Genomic DNA, 15,910 nt, shown 5'->3' with positions numbered 1-15,910 from the left:
GTCAGGCAATCGCCTTAGTGCTTGTGGGCGTGATCCCAATCCGACTGCTTGGGGAGCTGCTCGAAAGTATGCTCCGGCGGCGGGCAGGGAAGTGTCCATTCCAGCGTATCTGCGTATTCGTTCCAGTAGTTGTTTTCTGTCACGCGCTTGCCGCGGGTGATCGTCCAGAAGACAACGCCGATGAAGAATACGAAGGACGCGAAGGAGATGAATGCGCCGATCGACGAGATATAGTTCCAGAAGGCAAAAGCCTCGGGATAGTCGATGTAGCGGCGTGGCATACCTTGGCGACCCAAGAAGTGCTGCGGGAAGAAGATCAGGTTCGAGCCGAGGAACATCGCCCAGAAGTGCAGCTTACCTGCCCATTCCGGATACTGACGGCCCGACATCTTGCCGATCCAGTAGTAGATGCCCGCGAAGATCCCGAAGACGGCACCCAAGGACATCACGTAGTGGAAGTGTGCAACGACGTAATATGTGTCGTGGTACACGCGATCCAGCGGAGCTTGGCTGAGAACCACGCCGGTTACACCGCCGAGGGTGAACAGGAACAGGAAGCCGAACGCCCAGAGCATCGGGGTTTTGAACTCGATCGAGCCGCCCCACATCGTAGCGATCCACGAGAACACCTTCACGCCCGTCGGGACGGCGATGACCATGGTGGCCATCATGAAGTAGCTCTGTTGGGTCAGCGACATGCCCACTGTATACATGTGGTGCGCCCAGACGACGAAGCCCAGAACACCGATTGCGACCATCGCGTAAACCATTGGCAGGTAGCCGAAGACCGGCTTGCGCGAGAAGGTTGCGATGATGTGCGAGATGATCCCGAAGGCTGGCAGGATGATGATGTACACTTCCGGGTGCCCGAAGAACCACAAGATGTGTTGATACAAGATCGGATCGCCGCCGCCAGACGGATCGAAGAAGGTGGTGCCGAAGTTACGATCCATTAGGAGCATCGTGATCGCGCCTGCAAGAACCGGCAGAGCGAGCAAGATGAGCCATGCCGTCACGAAGATCGACCAGCCGAACAACGGAACCTTGTGCATCGTCATGCCCGGTGCGCGCATGTTGAGGAAGGTCGTGATGATGTTGATCGCGCCGAGAATCGACGATGCGCCCGAGACGTGCACTGCGAAGATCGCGAGATCCATCGAGATCAGTTCAGCGTTCTGCGTCGAGAGCGGCGGGTAGAGCACCCAGCCGACGCCGGAGCCGAGCTGACCATCCGACGAGCCTGGCGTCAGCATGGAAGCAACCCCGAGCGCGAGGCCCGCGACATACATCCAGTAGCTGAGGTTGTTCAGGCGCGGGAAGGCCATGTCCGGAGCACCGATGTGCAGCGGCATGAAGTAGTTCCCAAAACCACCGAACAGCGCGGGAATCACGACGAAGAACATCATGAGCACGCCGTGATACGTGATCATCACGTTCCACAGGTGACCGTTCGGGGTACATTCCTGCGCGGCATCCGCGATGAAGCGGGCGCCCTCGAGGCACATATATTGGACACCGGGCTCCATGAGCTCGAGGCGCATGTAAACGGTGAACATAACCGACAAAAGCCCTGCGGCCCCTGCGGTGAACAGATAAAGGATACCAATATCCTTGTGATTGGTGGACATGAACCAGCGGGTGAAGAACCCGCGCTCGTCATGTTCCCCAGCCGCGTGATGGGCTGCGTCGGCCATGCTAGTCTCCCTAATACCGTACTGGCGCACGATCTCCCGAGCGCGCGCCTGCATGGGTAAACAATAGAGAGCAAACGCAGGAACGGCAACTCATCAGGACACGGCAATTTGAAAAATAACGGCGCTTTTGGGGTCTCTTGCGGGTTGTTTTCAAAAGAAAAGCCCCCGATCCGGCGGGATCGGGGGCTGGCGTTGCGCGATTTGTCGCAGCCACGAGAGGCTCACGCGCGCGTAAGCCGCGCGGTGACTCGCTTACTGGCTCAAGGATGCGATGTAGGCGACGACGTCCTCGGGCACTTTGAGGGACTGCTTCACCATGCCGGATTTGGCCGAGCTATCACCGAGCTTGTCCTTGAGGAAGCCGTTGGGGTCGACGACATATTCGGCAATCGACGCCTCGTCCCAAACGAATCCGGTCTCGCCCAGAGCAACGATCGAATCCTTGTAGCGGAACCCTTCAACCGATCCTGCCGTACGGCCGACGACGCCGTAGAGGTTCGGGCCGGTCTTGCCGCCCTTGACCAACGCCTCGCCCGAGTCGTCAACGATGGAGTGGCAGGCTTTGCATTTGCGGAAATCCTTCTCACCGGCCGCGATGTCCCCTGCGATGGCGGGGGCGGAAAGCGTGGCGAAAGTCAGGGCAGTCAGAGTGGCGATTAGGCTGGTCTTCATTGCGTGTCTTCCTTTTGTCTCAACGAAACTGTGTTGTCGCGCCGTTGCGCCGCTGGCGCGCCGGCGGCACTGGTAATAACGTGTCGGGCCTGCGTGTCGTGCCTACGTTTCAGGCCGGATCTTAGCTTTTGCCGTCGGCCTTGGCTTTGTGGCGGCTTGTCGCAGCGCGTGTGGTGCGGCGTGGTGCGCCGCCTCGAACATCTCCGGCCTCACGCTTTTAGATATAGGGCGCGGAGCGGCGGCGAAAAGGGCGTGAGCAGGGTTTGACGCGGCGTGACGCCTCAGTGCGGGCAGGGGCGTGCCAGCGCGCGGGCCGCCCGCGCGCCCAGCTTTCAGAGGTCACCTCACGGCGCTTCCGGGAAGGCTTGATCAAACTCGCGCATCAAGGCGATGTCCAGATCGGCCAGCGTGACGGGCAGCCCAAGGTCGACAAGGCTCGTGACGCCATGTTCGCGCAGCCCACACGGAACGATGCCGTCGAAATGGCTCAGATCTGGCTCGACATTGATCGAGATGCCGTGGAAAGACACCCATCGCCGGAGCTTGACGCCGATCGCGGCGATTTTGTCCTCGCGCGGGCTTCCGTCAGGGCTGGCGGGCTTGTCGGGCCGCGTCACCCAAACGCCGACGCGTCCGGTTCGGCGCTCGGCGGTGATGTTGAACTCTTTCAGCGTGCCGATAACCCAATTCTCTAATGCGCAGACGAACTTGCGAACATCCCGCCCGCGACGGTTTAGATCGAGCATCACATAGATCACGCGCTGACCGGGGCCGTGGTAAGTATACTGGCCGCCACGCCCGGCCTCAAAAACGGGAAACCGTTCGGGGTCCATCAGATCACTGGCCTGCGCTGACGTTCCGGCGGTGTAGAGAGGGGGGTGTTCGAGCAGCCAGATCGTCTCTGGCGCGTCACCCGCCGCGATCTGTGCGACTCGCGTTTCCATGAAACGCAACGCCTCGTCATAGGGCACGAGATCGGTTGCGGTGATCCATTCGACCATTGATGTCTCCCCCGTCGTAAGAATGTCCGGCCCGAGCGTTCACGGCCCGCGCCTGCCCGATCTAAGCCTGAACCGTGCGATACTTCGCTGCGCCCGGCATCTTGCGAGTCATAAGGCGGCGGAGGGGGGCAGATCAAGCGCGTGCCTCAAAATGAGGGCATAACGCCGGTTCGCGCCTGATAGACGCCAACACCTTTAAAATAAGGCCGCTTTTTAGCGGGGTGCAGCGCGCGTGAAAAATTTTTAGAAAACTCGCAAATAGCCTCTTCACATCCCCAAATCCCTCGGCTAGAAGCCCCCTCACCAAGTCAAGACAGTGCGGTCGTGGCGGAATTGGTAGACGCGCAGCGTTGAGGTCGCTGTGGGGTAACACCCGTGGAAGTTCGAGTCTTCTCGACCGCACCAACTCTTCTCAAGAGGCTCAGCCTTCGAAGAGTTAGACAAAAAATCCTCAAATATCACAAAGACGCAAGACCGGCAGAGATGCCGGTTTTTTGGTCTTTGGAATAGCGCGTTTTAGCCCCTTTCTTGTCTGGCTTTCGAAGCGATTGCGCGAGTCGGTTGTGGGCGCGGGACGGGTAATTCTCGCGAGATCGAGCACCGCGAGGCGTTGAAAAAATCCGCGATTGCCCGCCCGATTTATAATCAAAAATTATGCCGTTACGCCAAAATGCACGAAATTTTGCGCGAAATGGCGAAAAGCTGCGCGGCATATAGCAACTTGCGCCGAATTATTTGGCGAAATGAAGCCACATCGAACTGCGCGCACCGCCCTCCGTTTTATTGCTTGAAACTTCGAAACGCATTCGTTTTGATGTGATCACGGGAAAACAATGAAAAAATAAATCTGGGGAGCCCGCTTTGACCAACGCCGCCACTAATGATGGCTTCGTCACATTCGATCGCGTTCAAAAGAGCTACGACGGGGAAACGCTTGTTGTAAAAGACCTTAATCTTTCGATCGGAAAAGGCGAATTTTTAACCATGCTCGGGCCTTCAGGTTCTGGCAAAACCACCTGCCTGATGATGTTGGCAGGTTTCGAGACGGCCACCAATGGTGAGATCCGTCTGGATGGACAGCCCATCAACCAAGTCCCGCCGCACAAACGCGGAATCGGTATGGTTTTCCAAAACTACGCTTTGTTCCCGCATATGTCGGTGGGGGAAAATCTTGCTTTCCCTCTCGAAGTGCGCGGAATCGGCAAATCAGAGCGCGAGGAGAAGATCATGCGCGCTCTGGATATGGTGCAGATGGGTGACTTCGTGAATCGCCGCCCCGCGCAATTGTCGGGCGGCCAGCAACAGCGGATTGCGCTTGCGCGGGCACTGGTGTTCGATCCCAAGCTTGTTTTGATGGATGAACCGCTGGGCGCGCTCGATAAGCAACTCCGAGAGCACATGCAATTTGAGATCAAACATTTGCATGAAAGCCTTGGGATCACAGTGGTTTACGTTACCCACGATCAGGGCGAAGCGTTGACGATGTCGGATCGTGTGGCGGTCTTTAACGATGGCCGTATCCAACAGCTTGCGCCCCCTGACGAACTCTATGAGCGCCCGAAAAACAGTTTCGTGGCGCAGTTCATTGGCGAGAATAACAAGCTACCGGGCAAGGTTGAGACCCTATCGGGTGATCGTTGCACGGTGCGCTTGGCCTCGGGCGAGTTGATTGATGTGACGCCTGTCAATGTGCGGTCCGTCGGTCAGGAAACGCTTGTGTCGATCCGGCCGGAACGGATCGAGTTCAAGCCCGAGATGATGCCCGAGGGAGCTCACATGATCAGCGCCGAGGTGTTGGAGGTCGTCTATATGGGCGATATTTTCCGCACACGGATGCGCGTGGCAGGGTCTGATGATTTCGTCATGAAAAGCCGCAATACCATCGGCCAGACGAAGCTCACGCCGGGCGAACGGCTCAAAATCGGCTGGCATCCCGAAGACGCGCGCGCGTTGAATGCCAACTGACATCGCTATTTGGCGCGGCCCAAAACTGCGCCCGATCAAAACCTGACAGCCCATCTTGGCGCTAGATCGGGAAAAATGACGCAAAGTCATGAACATAAGTAAACAACAACGGGAGTTACCTATGAAAAAGACACTTATTCTGACCACGGCGCTGACCAGCGTAGGCTTCGCCGCAGTAGCTCAGGAACTTAACATCGTTTCTTGGGGCGGCTCTTACACAGCGAGTCAGGTTGAGGCGTATCATAAGCCGTTCACCGAGATGACCGGTGTCAAAATCAACTCGATCGACGCAGACAATCCTGCGACGCCGCTCAAGGCGCAGGTCGAAGCGGGCAACGTGTCGATTGACCTTGCGGATGTCGAGCTGTCCGATGCTATCCGGCTGTGCGATGAAGGGCTGTTGGAAGTGATTGATGCGTCGATCCTGCCCGATGGTGCCGATGGCACGCCTGCGGCCGAAGATTTTGTGGATGGTGCGCTGCAAGATTGCGCCGTTGCGAATATCGTGTGGAGCACGGTGATCGCCTATGACAAATCCAAATTTACCGATGCCGCCCCGTCGACCCTCGCTGATTTCTTCGATCTCGAAGCGTTCCCGGGCAAGCGCGGTCTGTTGAAATCCGCAAAGCGGTCGCTCGAGATGGCGCTGATGGCGGACGGTGTCCCTGCGGATGAAATCTACGATATGTTGGGCACAGATGAGGGCGTTGCACGGGCGATGGCCAAGCTCGACACGATCAAGGATTCGGTCGTGTGGTGGGACGCCGGAGCGCAGCCGCCGCAGCTTTTGGCGGATGGCGAGGTGGTTATGACCACCGGCTATAACGGCCGCTTCTTCAACGCGATGATCGCGGAGGAAAAACCGTTCGAGATTATCTGGGATGGCCAATACCTCGATTATGACCTCTGGGTCATTCCGAAGGGCGCACCGAACCTTGATAACGCGATGGAATTCCTGAAGTTCTCGACCGATACGCAGCGTCTCGCGGATCAGGCGAAATACATCTCCTATGGTCCCGCGCGTAAATCGTCGGCGGCTCTTGTCGGGATGTATCAAGACGGCAAAACCGAGATGGCGCCGCATATGCCGACCAATCCGGCGAATATGCAAAACTTCATCGCAACGGATCCGATCTTCTGGGCTGATCATGATGTCGAGCTGTCCGAGAAGTTCAACGCTTGGCTGGCAAGCTGATCTAATGTGGCGCGGGACTGTCCCGCGCCACACTTTCCCCGATCTGAGCGATGATCTGCGTTGGGCGGCCCTGCCGCGCACGGTCTTGTGCCTTCCTACGAGGGCGGGGGCCCGCGTGCTTGATTGCCGTGTCGCACCCCTCTCTCGCGTACTGATCGGGTGCCTGAAGGACTGCCTCTTAAGACAAGCCGCGCTCTTGGCCAAAAGGACCGATAGATGACCGACGCCACCGCCCAACCCATCGTTACCGCCGATGGCCAGCCCCTCAAAGCGGCGCTGGTCAAGTCGCAAAAACTGGCACGCCGTCGCGCCTTTCTTCTCGTCGCGCCTCTATTCCTATTCGTGTTAATCACCTTCATCGTGCCAATTGGCAAAATGCTGGTGCAATCGGTCTATAATGATGGGTTTTCCAAATCGGCGCCGCATCTGGCGGTTTGGTTCGATGAAAACCCCGCCGGCTCCGAGATAACAGAGGAGGCCTATGCCGCTCTCGCGCTCGACCTGATCCAGATGAAAGAGGATCGCACGGCGGGCGAGGCGGGCACGCGGATCAACTATGATGTCTCGGGCACGCGGTCACTCTTTACGGGGACGGCGCGCAAGGTCGACAAATTCGAGCCGCCCTATAAGGAGGCTTTCCTCGATGCGGATGAAGAATGGGGAGAACCGATCATTTGGCGCGCGATGCGCTCGGCCTCCAATCCGGTGACGATCGATTTCTATCTGGCGGCCCTTGATATGACACGCGACGATTCGGGTGCGATCACGGGCGTATCGGAGGGGCAGGCGGTGTATAAAATGCTGTTCGGGCGCACGTTGATGCTATCCCTGACGATCACCGTTCTGTGCATGTTTCTTGCCTATCCGATTGCGCATCTTCTGGCGACCCTGCCGATGGCCAAGTCCAACCTGCTGATGATCTTCGTTTTGCTGCCGTTCTGGACGTCGCTGCTCGTGCGCACAACGTCATGGATGGTACTGTTGCAATCGCAGGGCGTTTTAAATGATGTGATGGTCTGGCTCGGCGTGATCGGCGAGGATGGGCGCATTCAGATGATGTATAATCAACTGGGCACCTTGATCGCGATGACGCATATTTTGCTGCCGTTTATGGTGCTGCCGTTGTATTCCGTGATGCGGCAAATCCCACCCGCCTATGTGCGTGCGGCGCGCTCGCTCGGAGCAACATCTTGGACAGCGTTCCGCCGGATTTACCTGCCGCAGACCCTACCGGGGATCGGCGCGGGGGCGATGCTCGTGTTCATTCTCGCGGTTGGGTATTACATTACGCCCGCGCTTGTCGGCGGGGCGGATGGCCAGCTGATCTCCAACTTGATCGCGTTCCACATGCAAAAATCGCTGAACTGGTCCTTGGCCGCTGCATTGGCGTCTTTGCTGCTCGCTGCGATTTTAATCCTCTATTGGGTCTATGACCGCGTTGTCGGCATCGACAACATGAAGCTGGGCTGACCGCGCCCGATACGACAGGTTTCGAAGCAGCGCAGGCCCTGCCGCGCCCCGTTCCAAGCAGAAAAAGAGATCCGATATGGCCCTACCCACCTACGCTGATCCGATTGAACGAATTTGGCACTACGTCTACCTCACGCTTTGCGGCGCGATTTTCCTGTTCCTGATCGCGCCGATTTTGATCGTGATGCCTCTTTCGTTCAACGCCGAGCCGTATTTCACCTTCACCGAAAAGATGCTGGCCTTCGATCCCGAGGGGTATTCCACACGCTGGTATCAAAGCTTGCTGACGTTCGGCACCGAGATCGAGGAAGGCACGCGTGGCGGGGCGTTTTGGTCGGCGGTCTGGGCGGATGCAACTTGGGTGAAGGTTGCAAAAAACTCGATTATCATCGGGTTCTTCGCGACAATCCTCGCGACGGTCTTGGGGACGATCGCAGCCTTGGGGCTTGCCCGTTCGGAAATGCCGTATCGTCGCCTGATCATGGCGATCATGATCTCACCGATGATTGTGCCGATCATTATCTCCGCGACGGGCATGTTTTTCTTCTATTCCTCCGTCTGGATTCCGTATCCGGCCTTTGATGGCGGATTGCATATGGAATGGACACGCCTGCAAGGCACCTATATTGGCGTCATCATGGCGCATGCGGTTTTGGGCATTCCCTTCGTTATTATCACGGTCACGGCGACGATGGTCGGTTTCGATCAATCCCTGATCCGTGCCGCGGCGAGCCTTGGGGCGGATGCGCGCACGACTTTCTTCCGCGTTGTGATGCCTTTGATCTTGCCGGGCGTCATTTCCGGCGCGCTTTTCGCCTTTGTCACGTCATTTGACGAGGTTATCGCGGTTCTGTTCATCGCGGATTTCGATCAGCAGACCATCCCGCGGCAAATGTGGAACGGTATTCGCGAACAAATCTCGCCCGCAATTTTGGCCGTGGCAACGATCCTTGTGATTTTGTCGATCTGCTTGCTCACAACCGTTGAGTTGCTGCGCCGCCGGTCGGAGCGGCTGCGGGGGGTCTCGCCTCGGTAAGACCAAAATAGGGAGGGGCTCACCGCGCCTCCCCGTTTAGGGCAGAATTGCGAGCCACGCCCAGATCGACAGGATCGACAAGGCCGTTGCCATCAACACGGCCGAGGCGGCGACCCTGCGCCCGACGCCGTAAATATTTGCGAAAATATAGGCATTCACGCCGGGAGCCATTGCGGCCGTGATAACACCGGAGCGCAAAGCGGGGGTTCCAAGATTGAACACCCAATGCCCCAAGACGTAAGTGATGGTCGGGTGGATGACGAGAGACAGCACCGTTACCATCACGATTGCCCTCAGATCCCCCTCGGGACGATACCGGAACAAGATACCGCCGAGCCCGAAGAGGGCCGCGGGAAGGGCGGCGCGGGCGAGCATATCCATTGCGTCCGTGATGGCCGTGGGTAAGGGCGCGCCGCTTATGGCGGTGAAACCTTGAATGGCAAAGCCCGCCGCAATGCCGATCACCATCGGCGTGCGCACCACCCCCGTCAGTGCATTGAGCGCGACCCGACCCAGAGAAAGCGATTGTCCCCGCGCACGCACGGCCTCCATCACGACGATTCCCGCCGTATAGAGAAGGGGGGAGTGGACCGAGATGATCGTGAAATTCGCCGTCAACGCGTCCGGCCCGTAGGCCCGTTCCGTGATCGGAACGCCCAACAAAAGCGAGTTGCCAAACAGGCAGCAAAAGCCGATCGCGACGGCCTCTTGCCCTGTGCGCCCCATGAGCCGCGCGCCGATGATACCCAAGCCAAAGGCAATAAACGCGCCGCTGTAGAAGCTCGTCATCAGGCCCATATCGTAGCTGACGGATAGGTCGAGGTTGGCGATGGATTTGGCGAGCAAAACGGGCACGGCGAAGGTTTGTGCAAATCGCATTAAGCCGTCGACGGCGGATTCTGAAAACATCCCGCGCCAACTGACAAGATACCCGAACCCGATGATGAGAAAGACGGGAAGGATAACGTCAATTAGCGTGCTCACGCGGTTTCCAATTCCAAGATCATGCCGTCATAGGCGGGGTGGATATGTGGGGGCGTTTCGGCGGCGACGGCGTCATAGTCGAGGTCGATATGCATATTGGTCAGGACTCCGGCCTTGGGGGCGGCGCGCTCCATCCATTCCAACGCCAACGCGAGATGCGCATGGGTCGGGTGTGGCGCGCGGCGCAGCGCGTCGAGCACCCAAATATCCAGACCCGTCAGATGCGCCCAAGCAGCCTCCGGAATTGCGCTGACATCGGGTAAATACGCCAAGCCTTCAATGCGAAAACCGAGCGCATCGATATTGCCATGCTCCACGGTGAAGGGCTGGAACGCGATCGTCCCGCCTGCGCCGTTGATCTCGAACGGGCCCTTGATGCTGCGCAGATCACAGATCGGGGGATAGTTACTGTCCGGCGGCTGCACGAACGCATAGCCAAAGCGCGAGAGTAGCGCATCTTGCGTTTCGGCATCCGCCCAGACGGGCAGTCGGGCGCGGGTGTTAAAGGCGATTTGGCGTAGATCGTCGATCCCGTGCACGTGATCGGCGTGCGAATGGGTGTAAACGACCGCATCCAGCGCCCCGATGCCCGCCGTCAAAAGTTGATCGCGCATATCCGGCGATGTGTCGATCAGCGCACGGGTGACGCCGCTCGCGCCAATTCGCTCGACCAGCATGGAGCACCGGCGGCGGCGGTTCTTCGGGTTTTCGGGGTCACAATCGCCCCAGTTGCCGCCAATGCGCGGCACACCACCTGAGGAGCCGCACCCCAGTATCGTAAACCGCAGCGTCATGCGCGCGCCGCAAGCGAAATTGCGGCACTTTCGGTATGCGCGGCGGCTTTGCTGAACAGACGGTCGAAATTGGCGGAGGTCGCGGCGGCAAAATCGGCATAGTCCAGCCCGAAGACCTCCGCTCCTTTGCGTGCGGTATGCGCGGTATAGGCAGGCTCGTTGCGCTTGCCCCGGAACGGCGGCGGCGCGAGGTAGGGCGCATCCGTCTCAACCAAAACGCGATCAAGCGGCGCTGCGGCGAAAATGTCGCGAATTTCTTGCGATTTAGGGAAGGCAGCGATGCCCGACATGGATAGATAAAACCCGAGATCCAGCGCCGCGCGCGCAAGCTCGGGAGACGATGAGAAGCAGTGCATCACGCAAGGATAGGCGCCATTGCGATGTTCCTCGGTGAGGATCTGCGCCATATCCTCATCGGCGGCCCGTGAATGGATGATCAAGGGCAGGCCCGTCTCGCGCGCCGCGGCAATATGATTGCGCAGCGACGTCTTTTGGATCTCGGCGCTTTCAGCGGTATAATGATAGTCGAGCCCGGTCTCGCCAATGCCGACAAATTTCGGGTGCTGGCTCAGGGCGATCAATTCGTCCGTGCTCACGAGCGGCTCATCTGCGGCGGACATCGGATGGGTGCCGGCGGCGAAAAACACGCCGCTATGGGCCTCTGCGATGGTGCGAACAGCGGGCAAGTTGCGCAGTTTGGTGCAGATCGTCACCATCCGCATGACGCCGGCCTCTTTTGCGCGGGCGACAACCTGCGGCAGTTCCTCGGCAAAATTAGGGAAGTCCAGATGGCAATGGCTATCGACGATCTGCGGGGGGGTGGTGATCGGTGCGGCGGTCTCGGTCATCGGAAATCCTGCGGTTTGGCCCCGTCTACGCGGAGGCCGAGAGTTCTAGGAACATATCCATGACCAAAGCGGCAGGGTCAAGGTTGACGGCCCGCCCGTGACGCACACGTGCGCCCATGGATTGATGCAAGGCGGCCCATTTTAGAGCGCTGGCGTGATCTGGCGAAAGCCGTGCGAGCAGGGCGGATTCGCGCGGTGCGGCTTCGGGTTGGGGCGGCCCTGCAACGCCCGCGCGCGCGAGCCGCGAGAGTAACAGATCCATCAACCCCAGCATCAGATCATATTGGGTTTCGCGGCCCTTTCCGGCCACCGATTCCGCCAGTTTGAGGGCCGCCGGACGATCAAGCTTGGGAAGGGTTGAGGCAAGCCGCACAAGATCGGCATAGGCGTCCAGCCCGCCCAGATTAACCAACCGGAGCGCCTCACCCACCGATCCGCCCGACAAAGCCGCCAGCGCGCCGGCGTTTTCGGCCACTTCCGCGGGATCTGCGCCGGCTGCGGCGAGCGCTTCCGCGATATCCAGTGGCTCCAACCGGCCTAGCCGCAACTCCCTCACCCGTGAGCGGATCGTGGGCAGGAGACGCGCGGGTTGATGGGCGACAAGCAAAATGATCGCGCCTGCCGGAGGTTCTTCGAGCAGCTTCAAAAGGGCATTGGCGGCGTTGGAATTCATCTCATCCGCGCAATCAATGATCGCAACGCGGCGACCACCATCCGCGGAAGAAAGTTGGAAAAAGCTTTTGAGCTTACGGATTTCCTTCACGGTGATTTCGGTTGGAATCCGCTTTTTTTCCTCGTCATATGCCCGCCGCACAAGCGCCAGCCGCGGCTCCGCCAGCGCGCGAATACGGCGCGCGACCGGCACTTCGGGATCGATGTCGAGGCTTTCGGGTTTGGGGGGCGCGAACATGCCGCCATCGTCATCGGGCGTGGCCAGCAAAAACCGCGCAATGCGCCATGCGAGTGTCGCCTTGCCAATGCCGCGTGGCCCCGTGAGCATCCAGCCATGATGTAGCCGGCCGGTGTTGAACGCCGTCAGGAAGGTTTCCTCCGCGCGCGCCTGCCCGATCAGGGCTTCGGTTTCGCGCGGATGGGGGGCGCCGTCGACGCGGTCGGTTTCGACCTCGGCCAGATCGCTCATTGACGCGCCTCATTGGCGCGCGTGGTGAAAGTCGTGAGAACATCTTGCGCCACCGATTGCGGGTCGCGCGCCCCATCGATCACCCGAAAACGCGGCGCGAATTCTTGCGCGAGGGCCAAAAAACCCTCTCGCATCCGCGCTTGCATCGAGACACCCATATCCTCAAACCGTTCCTCATGCCCTTCGCGCCCCTTCGCACGCGCAAGGCCGACGGAGGGATCAATGTCGATCAGCATCGTCAGATCGGGCTCGCGCTGGATCACGGCTGCGTGCAGCTGATCGACGAGCGGTCGCAATCCCGCGCCGCCATCGCGCGACAGGCCTTGATACATCCGCGTGCTATCGGCAAACCGGTCACAGATAACGACCGCGCCACGTTGCAAGGCAGGGTCGATCAGCCGTTCGATATGATCACGCCGCGCGGCGGTAAACAGCAAAAGCTCCGTCATCGGCGACCAGCGATCGGTGGCCCCCTCCAGCACAAGCTTCCGGATTTCCTCGGCGCCCTGAGAACCACCCGGTTCGCGCGTCAAAACCACCTCACGGCCTTGCGCCCGAAGCGCATCGGCCAAAAGGCGGGCTTGAGTTGACTTGCCCGATCCGTCGATCCCCTCAAACGTGACGAACATCCGCCTTAGCCGTTTACAGCGCTGAGCGCTTTGCTCGACAAGCGATTGAAGGCGGCTTTTGCCCGCACACCAAAGCCGCCTTCTTCAACGGCTTCGCTTGCGACCAGCGGCACACGCTTCTCGCCCACGCCTTCGATCTGCAACACGAGCTCGCCAAGCTGCTGTCCCGCCTCGATTGGCGCCGCGATAGGGCTGTTGAACACAGCCGCGCCCTGAATTGTTTTCGTCGCCGCACTTGGCACCAACAGCTCAAGATCCTCTGCCGCAACAAGATTGACACTTTCCTTCGCGCCCAACCAGACCGGCGCCTGCGTCACGGTTTCGCCCGCTTTCACTGGGTTGCGGAGCTGAAAGTTGTTGAAGGCCCATGTCGCAACATTGCCCGCCTCCTTTGCGCGGTTCGCATCGCTGTCGATGCCGGATACGACAAACACGATCCGGCGGCCGTTTTGCACCGCCGAGCCCACAAGCCCGTATCCCGCCTCATTCGTGTGACCGGTTTTCAGACCATCCGCCCCGATATTGAGCTTGAACAAAGGGTTCCGGTTGTTGGCATTCGCAGGCGCGCGATTTTGATAATCGTATTTCAGTTGCGAGAATACCGGATAAAGGTCTGGATATTCCTCGATAAGATGCACGGCAAGGCGGCCGAGATCCGCCATGCTCATGCGCTGGTTCGGGTCCGGCCAGCCGCTGGAATTGGCGAAGGTGGATTGATCGAGACCCAACTCGCGCGCCCGTGCTGTCATCTTTGCCGCGAAGGCCTCCTCCGAGCCCTCAAGCCCTTCGGCAACCACGACGCACGCGTCATTTCCGGAATTCACGATCATCCCTTGGATCAGCTCTTCCACGGTGGGGCGGTCGCCCGTTTGTAGATACATCGTCGAGCCGCCGCGCGCGGTGAAACTGACCGCATGGGGTGAGACGCCGAATGTGGTGTCCATCTGGACGCGGCCTTCTTTCAGCGCCTTGAACAATAATTCGATGGTCATCAGTTTCGACATCGAGGCCGGAGGCAACGCGACATCGGCTTCTTTCTCCAGCAAAACCGTGTGCGTCGTCACGTCAAACACCCAAGCCGACTGAGCGCCGGTATCAAACGCGAAGGCAGCCGAGGCGCCACCAAGCGCGGTCGATAGCGCCAGCAGACCGCCGATCAAACTGCGGCGCAATTGGGCACGCAAGCGTGGATGGCGCATGAAAGTGGCGGTCGAGAGGCGGGGGGTATGGGACATCAGATCTCGTCTCTTCGGTTATTTGGAAACAGCATAGGAATCGGGGAAGCCCATGCCCTTGATTTTGGTGAGCAGCGCATCGCGATCGGCGTTGGAGGTGGCGGGGCCGCCTAGGACACGCCAGAAGGTCTTGCCCTGCCAGTCTTCCTTGACCAGCTTTGCGCCGATGCCCGCTTTTTGCAGGCTCGCTTGCGCGCGGGTCGCATTTGCTTCGACCGAGAAGATACCAAGCTGGATAAACGGCTTGGAAGGGCCGCTGCCGGAGGGCGCCGCCTGACTTGGGGCTGGGGCGGCGGGTTTTGCGGCGCTTGTGTTTGCGGGTTTTGCGGCGGGCTTGGTTTGCGAGGTGGTCTCGGCTTTCGCGATGGCAGCGCTCGCGGAGGCGGCAATGTCGCCCGCAGGTTTGAGCGGCGCCGTTGCAATTGTTTCCGCGCCGATTGCGCTGGCCGGCGCGGTGGCAGCGTCGGCGACCGGCGCATCCACCAACAGCGATTGCGCGGCTGGGGCTTCTTCGCGCTTCAGGGCGATCACGGAAAGCTCGACCGGCGCGCCCGCCAACATCCCGAGCGCCTCGGCCGCGTCGGAGGATACCTGAATTTTCGGCCCGGGCGTTGCACGCTCCCGACGGAAGAGGGCGCCGACGACAAATTTATCTGATCCGGCGTTGCGGATGATGACCCGTTCGGGGTCTTTGACATCCGGATGCGCGACCCATACCCCGCCCAGCGATGGCCGCCCGTCCCATAGGCCGGGGCCGGTTTCGCTGAAAATTTCTGGGGCCTCTACGTCCCGCTCCACAGTTTTCGACGCCGGCGCGGTCGCGCTCGCGTCTTCGCCCGTGCTCGGTGCCGTCAAGAACGAGAGCGATTGCCCTTCCTCACATGCCGCGAGAGCGACGACGCCCCCCAGCAAAAACACCGTTCGGATCACAGACTGCCTTGCCATCTTGCCCCTTTCGCGCGGTTTAAGCCGCGTCTGCTATACCTCGTTGCCCGTCTTGATCCACAATCGGGACCAGCGTCGGGCGAAGATTTGCCGCGACTTTATCGGAGCCGCGCCCTTAAGAAAAGTGCGCCACGCATTTGATAGCGGAATTATGCGGAGATGGGCTTTCAGAATCGCGTGATCCGGTCTAAGTGGCGGCCCATGGAAGTGTGGCCGAGTGGTTTAAGGCTCTAGTCTTGAAAACTAGCGTAGGGGGAACTCTACCGTGGGTTCGAATCCCACCGCTTCCGCCAATCGCCCA

14 protein-coding genes and 2 tRNA genes are annotated in these 15,910 nt (G+C 59.5%); 6 read left to right on the top strand and 10 right to left on the bottom strand.

The window, feature by feature from the left end; translation table 11 throughout:
- Positions 1-14: 14 nt before the first annotated feature.
- From ctaD to lipB, 3 genes are all read right to left on the bottom strand, one after another.
- A complete protein-coding gene (gene ctaD, locus SJY32_RS09950) occupies positions 15-1,694 on the bottom strand; it encodes a cytochrome c oxidase subunit I (RefSeq protein WP_376874389.1) in 1,680 nt (559 codons plus the stop codon).
- Between the two features lie 252 nt (positions 1,695-1,946).
- Positions 1,947-2,366 carry a c-type cytochrome gene (locus SJY32_RS09945; RefSeq protein WP_376874387.1) on the bottom strand — a complete coding sequence of 140 codons (420 nt, stop codon included), beginning with the start codon at positions 2,364-2,366 and terminating at the stop codon, positions 1,947-1,949.
- A gap of 344 nt (positions 2,367-2,710) precedes the next feature.
- A complete protein-coding gene (lipB, locus tag SJY32_RS09940) occupies positions 2,711-3,367 on the bottom strand; it encodes a lipoyl(octanoyl) transferase LipB (protein WP_376874385.1) in 657 nt (218 codons plus the stop codon).
- A gap of 318 nt (positions 3,368-3,685) precedes the next feature.
- On the opposite strand from lipB, the gene SJY32_RS09935 reads away from it, so the two are divergent.
- From SJY32_RS09935 to SJY32_RS09915, 5 genes are all read left to right on the top strand, one after another.
- A tRNA-Leu gene (locus SJY32_RS09935) sits at positions 3,686-3,772 on the top strand.
- Positions 3,773-4,228: 456 nt separating this feature from the next.
- Positions 4,229-5,332 carry an ABC transporter ATP-binding protein gene (locus SJY32_RS09930; protein WP_376874383.1) on the top strand — a complete coding sequence of 368 codons (1,104 nt, stop codon included), beginning with the start codon at positions 4,229-4,231 and terminating at the stop codon, positions 5,330-5,332.
- A gap of 121 nt (positions 5,333-5,453) precedes the next feature.
- Positions 5,454-6,527 carry an ABC transporter substrate-binding protein gene (locus SJY32_RS09925; protein ID WP_376874381.1) on the top strand — a complete coding sequence of 358 codons (1,074 nt, stop codon included), beginning with the start codon at positions 5,454-5,456 and terminating at the stop codon, positions 6,525-6,527.
- A 216-nt stretch (positions 6,528-6,743) separates the two neighbouring features.
- The gene (locus SJY32_RS09920) at positions 6,744-7,997 is read left to right on the top strand and encodes an ABC transporter permease (RefSeq protein WP_376874379.1); all 1,254 of its coding nucleotides are present in this window, start codon (positions 6,744-6,746) and stop codon (positions 7,995-7,997) included.
- Between the two features lie 76 nt (positions 7,998-8,073).
- Positions 8,074-9,033 (top strand): ABC transporter permease, encoded by a 960-nt coding sequence (locus SJY32_RS09915; protein ID WP_376874377.1) that lies wholly within the window; start codon positions 8,074-8,076, stop codon positions 9,031-9,033.
- Positions 9,034-9,069: 36 nt separating this feature from the next.
- Here SJY32_RS09915 and SJY32_RS09910 read toward each other — a convergent pair whose 3' ends face one another.
- The 7 genes from SJY32_RS09910 to SJY32_RS09880 are packed head-to-tail and all read right to left on the bottom strand — an operon-like array spanning position 9,070 to position 15,609.
- A complete protein-coding gene (locus SJY32_RS09910) occupies positions 9,070-10,017 on the bottom strand; it encodes an AEC family transporter (RefSeq protein ID WP_376874375.1) in 948 nt (315 codons plus the stop codon).
- A complete protein-coding gene (locus tag SJY32_RS09905; protein WP_376874373.1) occupies positions 10,014-10,811 on the bottom strand; it encodes an MBL fold metallo-hydrolase in 798 nt (265 codons plus the stop codon). Before SJY32_RS09905 ends, SJY32_RS09910 begins: the two co-directional genes overlap by 4 nt.
- The gene (locus SJY32_RS09900; protein ID WP_376874371.1) at positions 10,808-11,659 is read right to left on the bottom strand and encodes a TatD family hydrolase; all 852 of its coding nucleotides are present in this window, start codon (positions 11,657-11,659) and stop codon (positions 10,808-10,810) included. Before SJY32_RS09900 ends, SJY32_RS09905 begins: the two co-directional genes overlap by 4 nt.
- A 25-nt stretch (positions 11,660-11,684) precedes the next feature.
- Positions 11,685-12,800 (bottom strand): DNA polymerase III subunit delta', encoded by a 1,116-nt coding sequence (locus SJY32_RS09895; RefSeq protein ID WP_376874369.1) that lies wholly within the window; start codon positions 12,798-12,800, stop codon positions 11,685-11,687.
- Positions 12,797-13,429 (bottom strand): dTMP kinase, encoded by a 633-nt coding sequence (tmk, locus tag SJY32_RS09890; protein WP_376874367.1) that lies wholly within the window; start codon positions 13,427-13,429, stop codon positions 12,797-12,799. The genes SJY32_RS09895 and tmk overlap by 4 nt, the downstream gene beginning before the upstream one ends.
- A gap of 5 nt (positions 13,430-13,434) precedes the next feature.
- Positions 13,435-14,628, bottom strand: a complete 1,194-nt coding sequence (locus SJY32_RS09885; RefSeq protein WP_376877671.1) for a D-alanyl-D-alanine carboxypeptidase family protein — start codon at positions 14,626-14,628, stop codon at positions 13,435-13,437.
- Positions 14,629-14,682: 54 nt separating this feature from the next.
- On the bottom strand, positions 14,683-15,609 hold the full coding sequence (locus SJY32_RS09880; RefSeq protein ID WP_376874365.1) for an SPOR domain-containing protein: 927 nt from the start codon (positions 15,607-15,609) through the stop codon (positions 14,683-14,685).
- 203 nt (positions 15,610-15,812) lie between these two features.
- On the opposite strand from SJY32_RS09880, the gene SJY32_RS09875 reads away from it, so the two are divergent.
- Positions 15,813-15,902, top strand: a tRNA-Ser gene (locus SJY32_RS09875).
- The last annotated feature ends 8 nt before the right edge of the window (positions 15,903-15,910 follow it).

It is taken from the genome of Albirhodobacter sp. R86504 (assembly GCF_042466415.1).
In the GTDB taxonomy this organism is placed as follows: Bacteria; Pseudomonadota; Alphaproteobacteria; order Rhodobacterales; family Rhodobacteraceae; genus Albirhodobacter.
Note: the sequence above shows the minus strand (reverse complement) of the source record. Positions and strands in the feature narration are given on the sequence as shown.

Bases quoted from the DNA above. Each gene is read 5' to 3' on its own strand.
- tmk (WP_376874367.1), bottom strand. From the start codon at position 13,429: ATGTTCGTCACGTTTGAGGGGATCGACGGATCGGGCAAGTCAACTCAA.
- SJY32_RS09895 (WP_376874369.1), bottom strand. From the start codon at position 12,800: ATGAGCGATCTGGCCGAGGTCGAAACCGACCGCGTCGACGGCGCCCCC.
- ctaD (WP_376874389.1), bottom strand. From the start codon at position 1,694: ATGGCCGACGCAGCCCATCACGCGGCTGGGGAACATGACGAGCGCGGG.
- SJY32_RS09880 (WP_376874365.1), bottom strand. From the start codon at position 15,609: ATGGCAAGGCAGTCTGTGATCCGAACGGTGTTTTTGCTGGGGGGCGTC.
- SJY32_RS09885 (WP_376877671.1), bottom strand. From the start codon at position 14,628: ATGCGCCATCCACGCTTGCGTGCCCAATTGCGCCGCAGTTTGATCGGC.
- SJY32_RS09925 (WP_376874381.1), top strand. From the start codon at position 5,454: ATGAAAAAGACACTTATTCTGACCACGGCGCTGACCAGCGTAGGCTTC.
- SJY32_RS09905 (WP_376874373.1), bottom strand. From the start codon at position 10,811: ATGACGCTGCGGTTTACGATACTGGGGTGCGGCTCCTCAGGTGGTGTG.
- SJY32_RS09900 (WP_376874371.1), bottom strand. From the start codon at position 11,659: ATGACCGAGACCGCCGCACCGATCACCACCCCCCCGCAGATCGTCGAT.
- SJY32_RS09915 (WP_376874377.1), top strand. From the start codon at position 8,074: ATGGCCCTACCCACCTACGCTGATCCGATTGAACGAATTTGGCACTAC.
- lipB (WP_376874385.1), bottom strand. From the start codon at position 3,367: ATGGTCGAATGGATCACCGCAACCGATCTCGTGCCCTATGACGAGGCG.
- SJY32_RS09945 (WP_376874387.1), bottom strand. From the start codon at position 2,366: ATGAAGACCAGCCTAATCGCCACTCTGACTGCCCTGACTTTCGCCACG.
- SJY32_RS09920 (WP_376874379.1), top strand. From the start codon at position 6,744: ATGACCGACGCCACCGCCCAACCCATCGTTACCGCCGATGGCCAGCCC.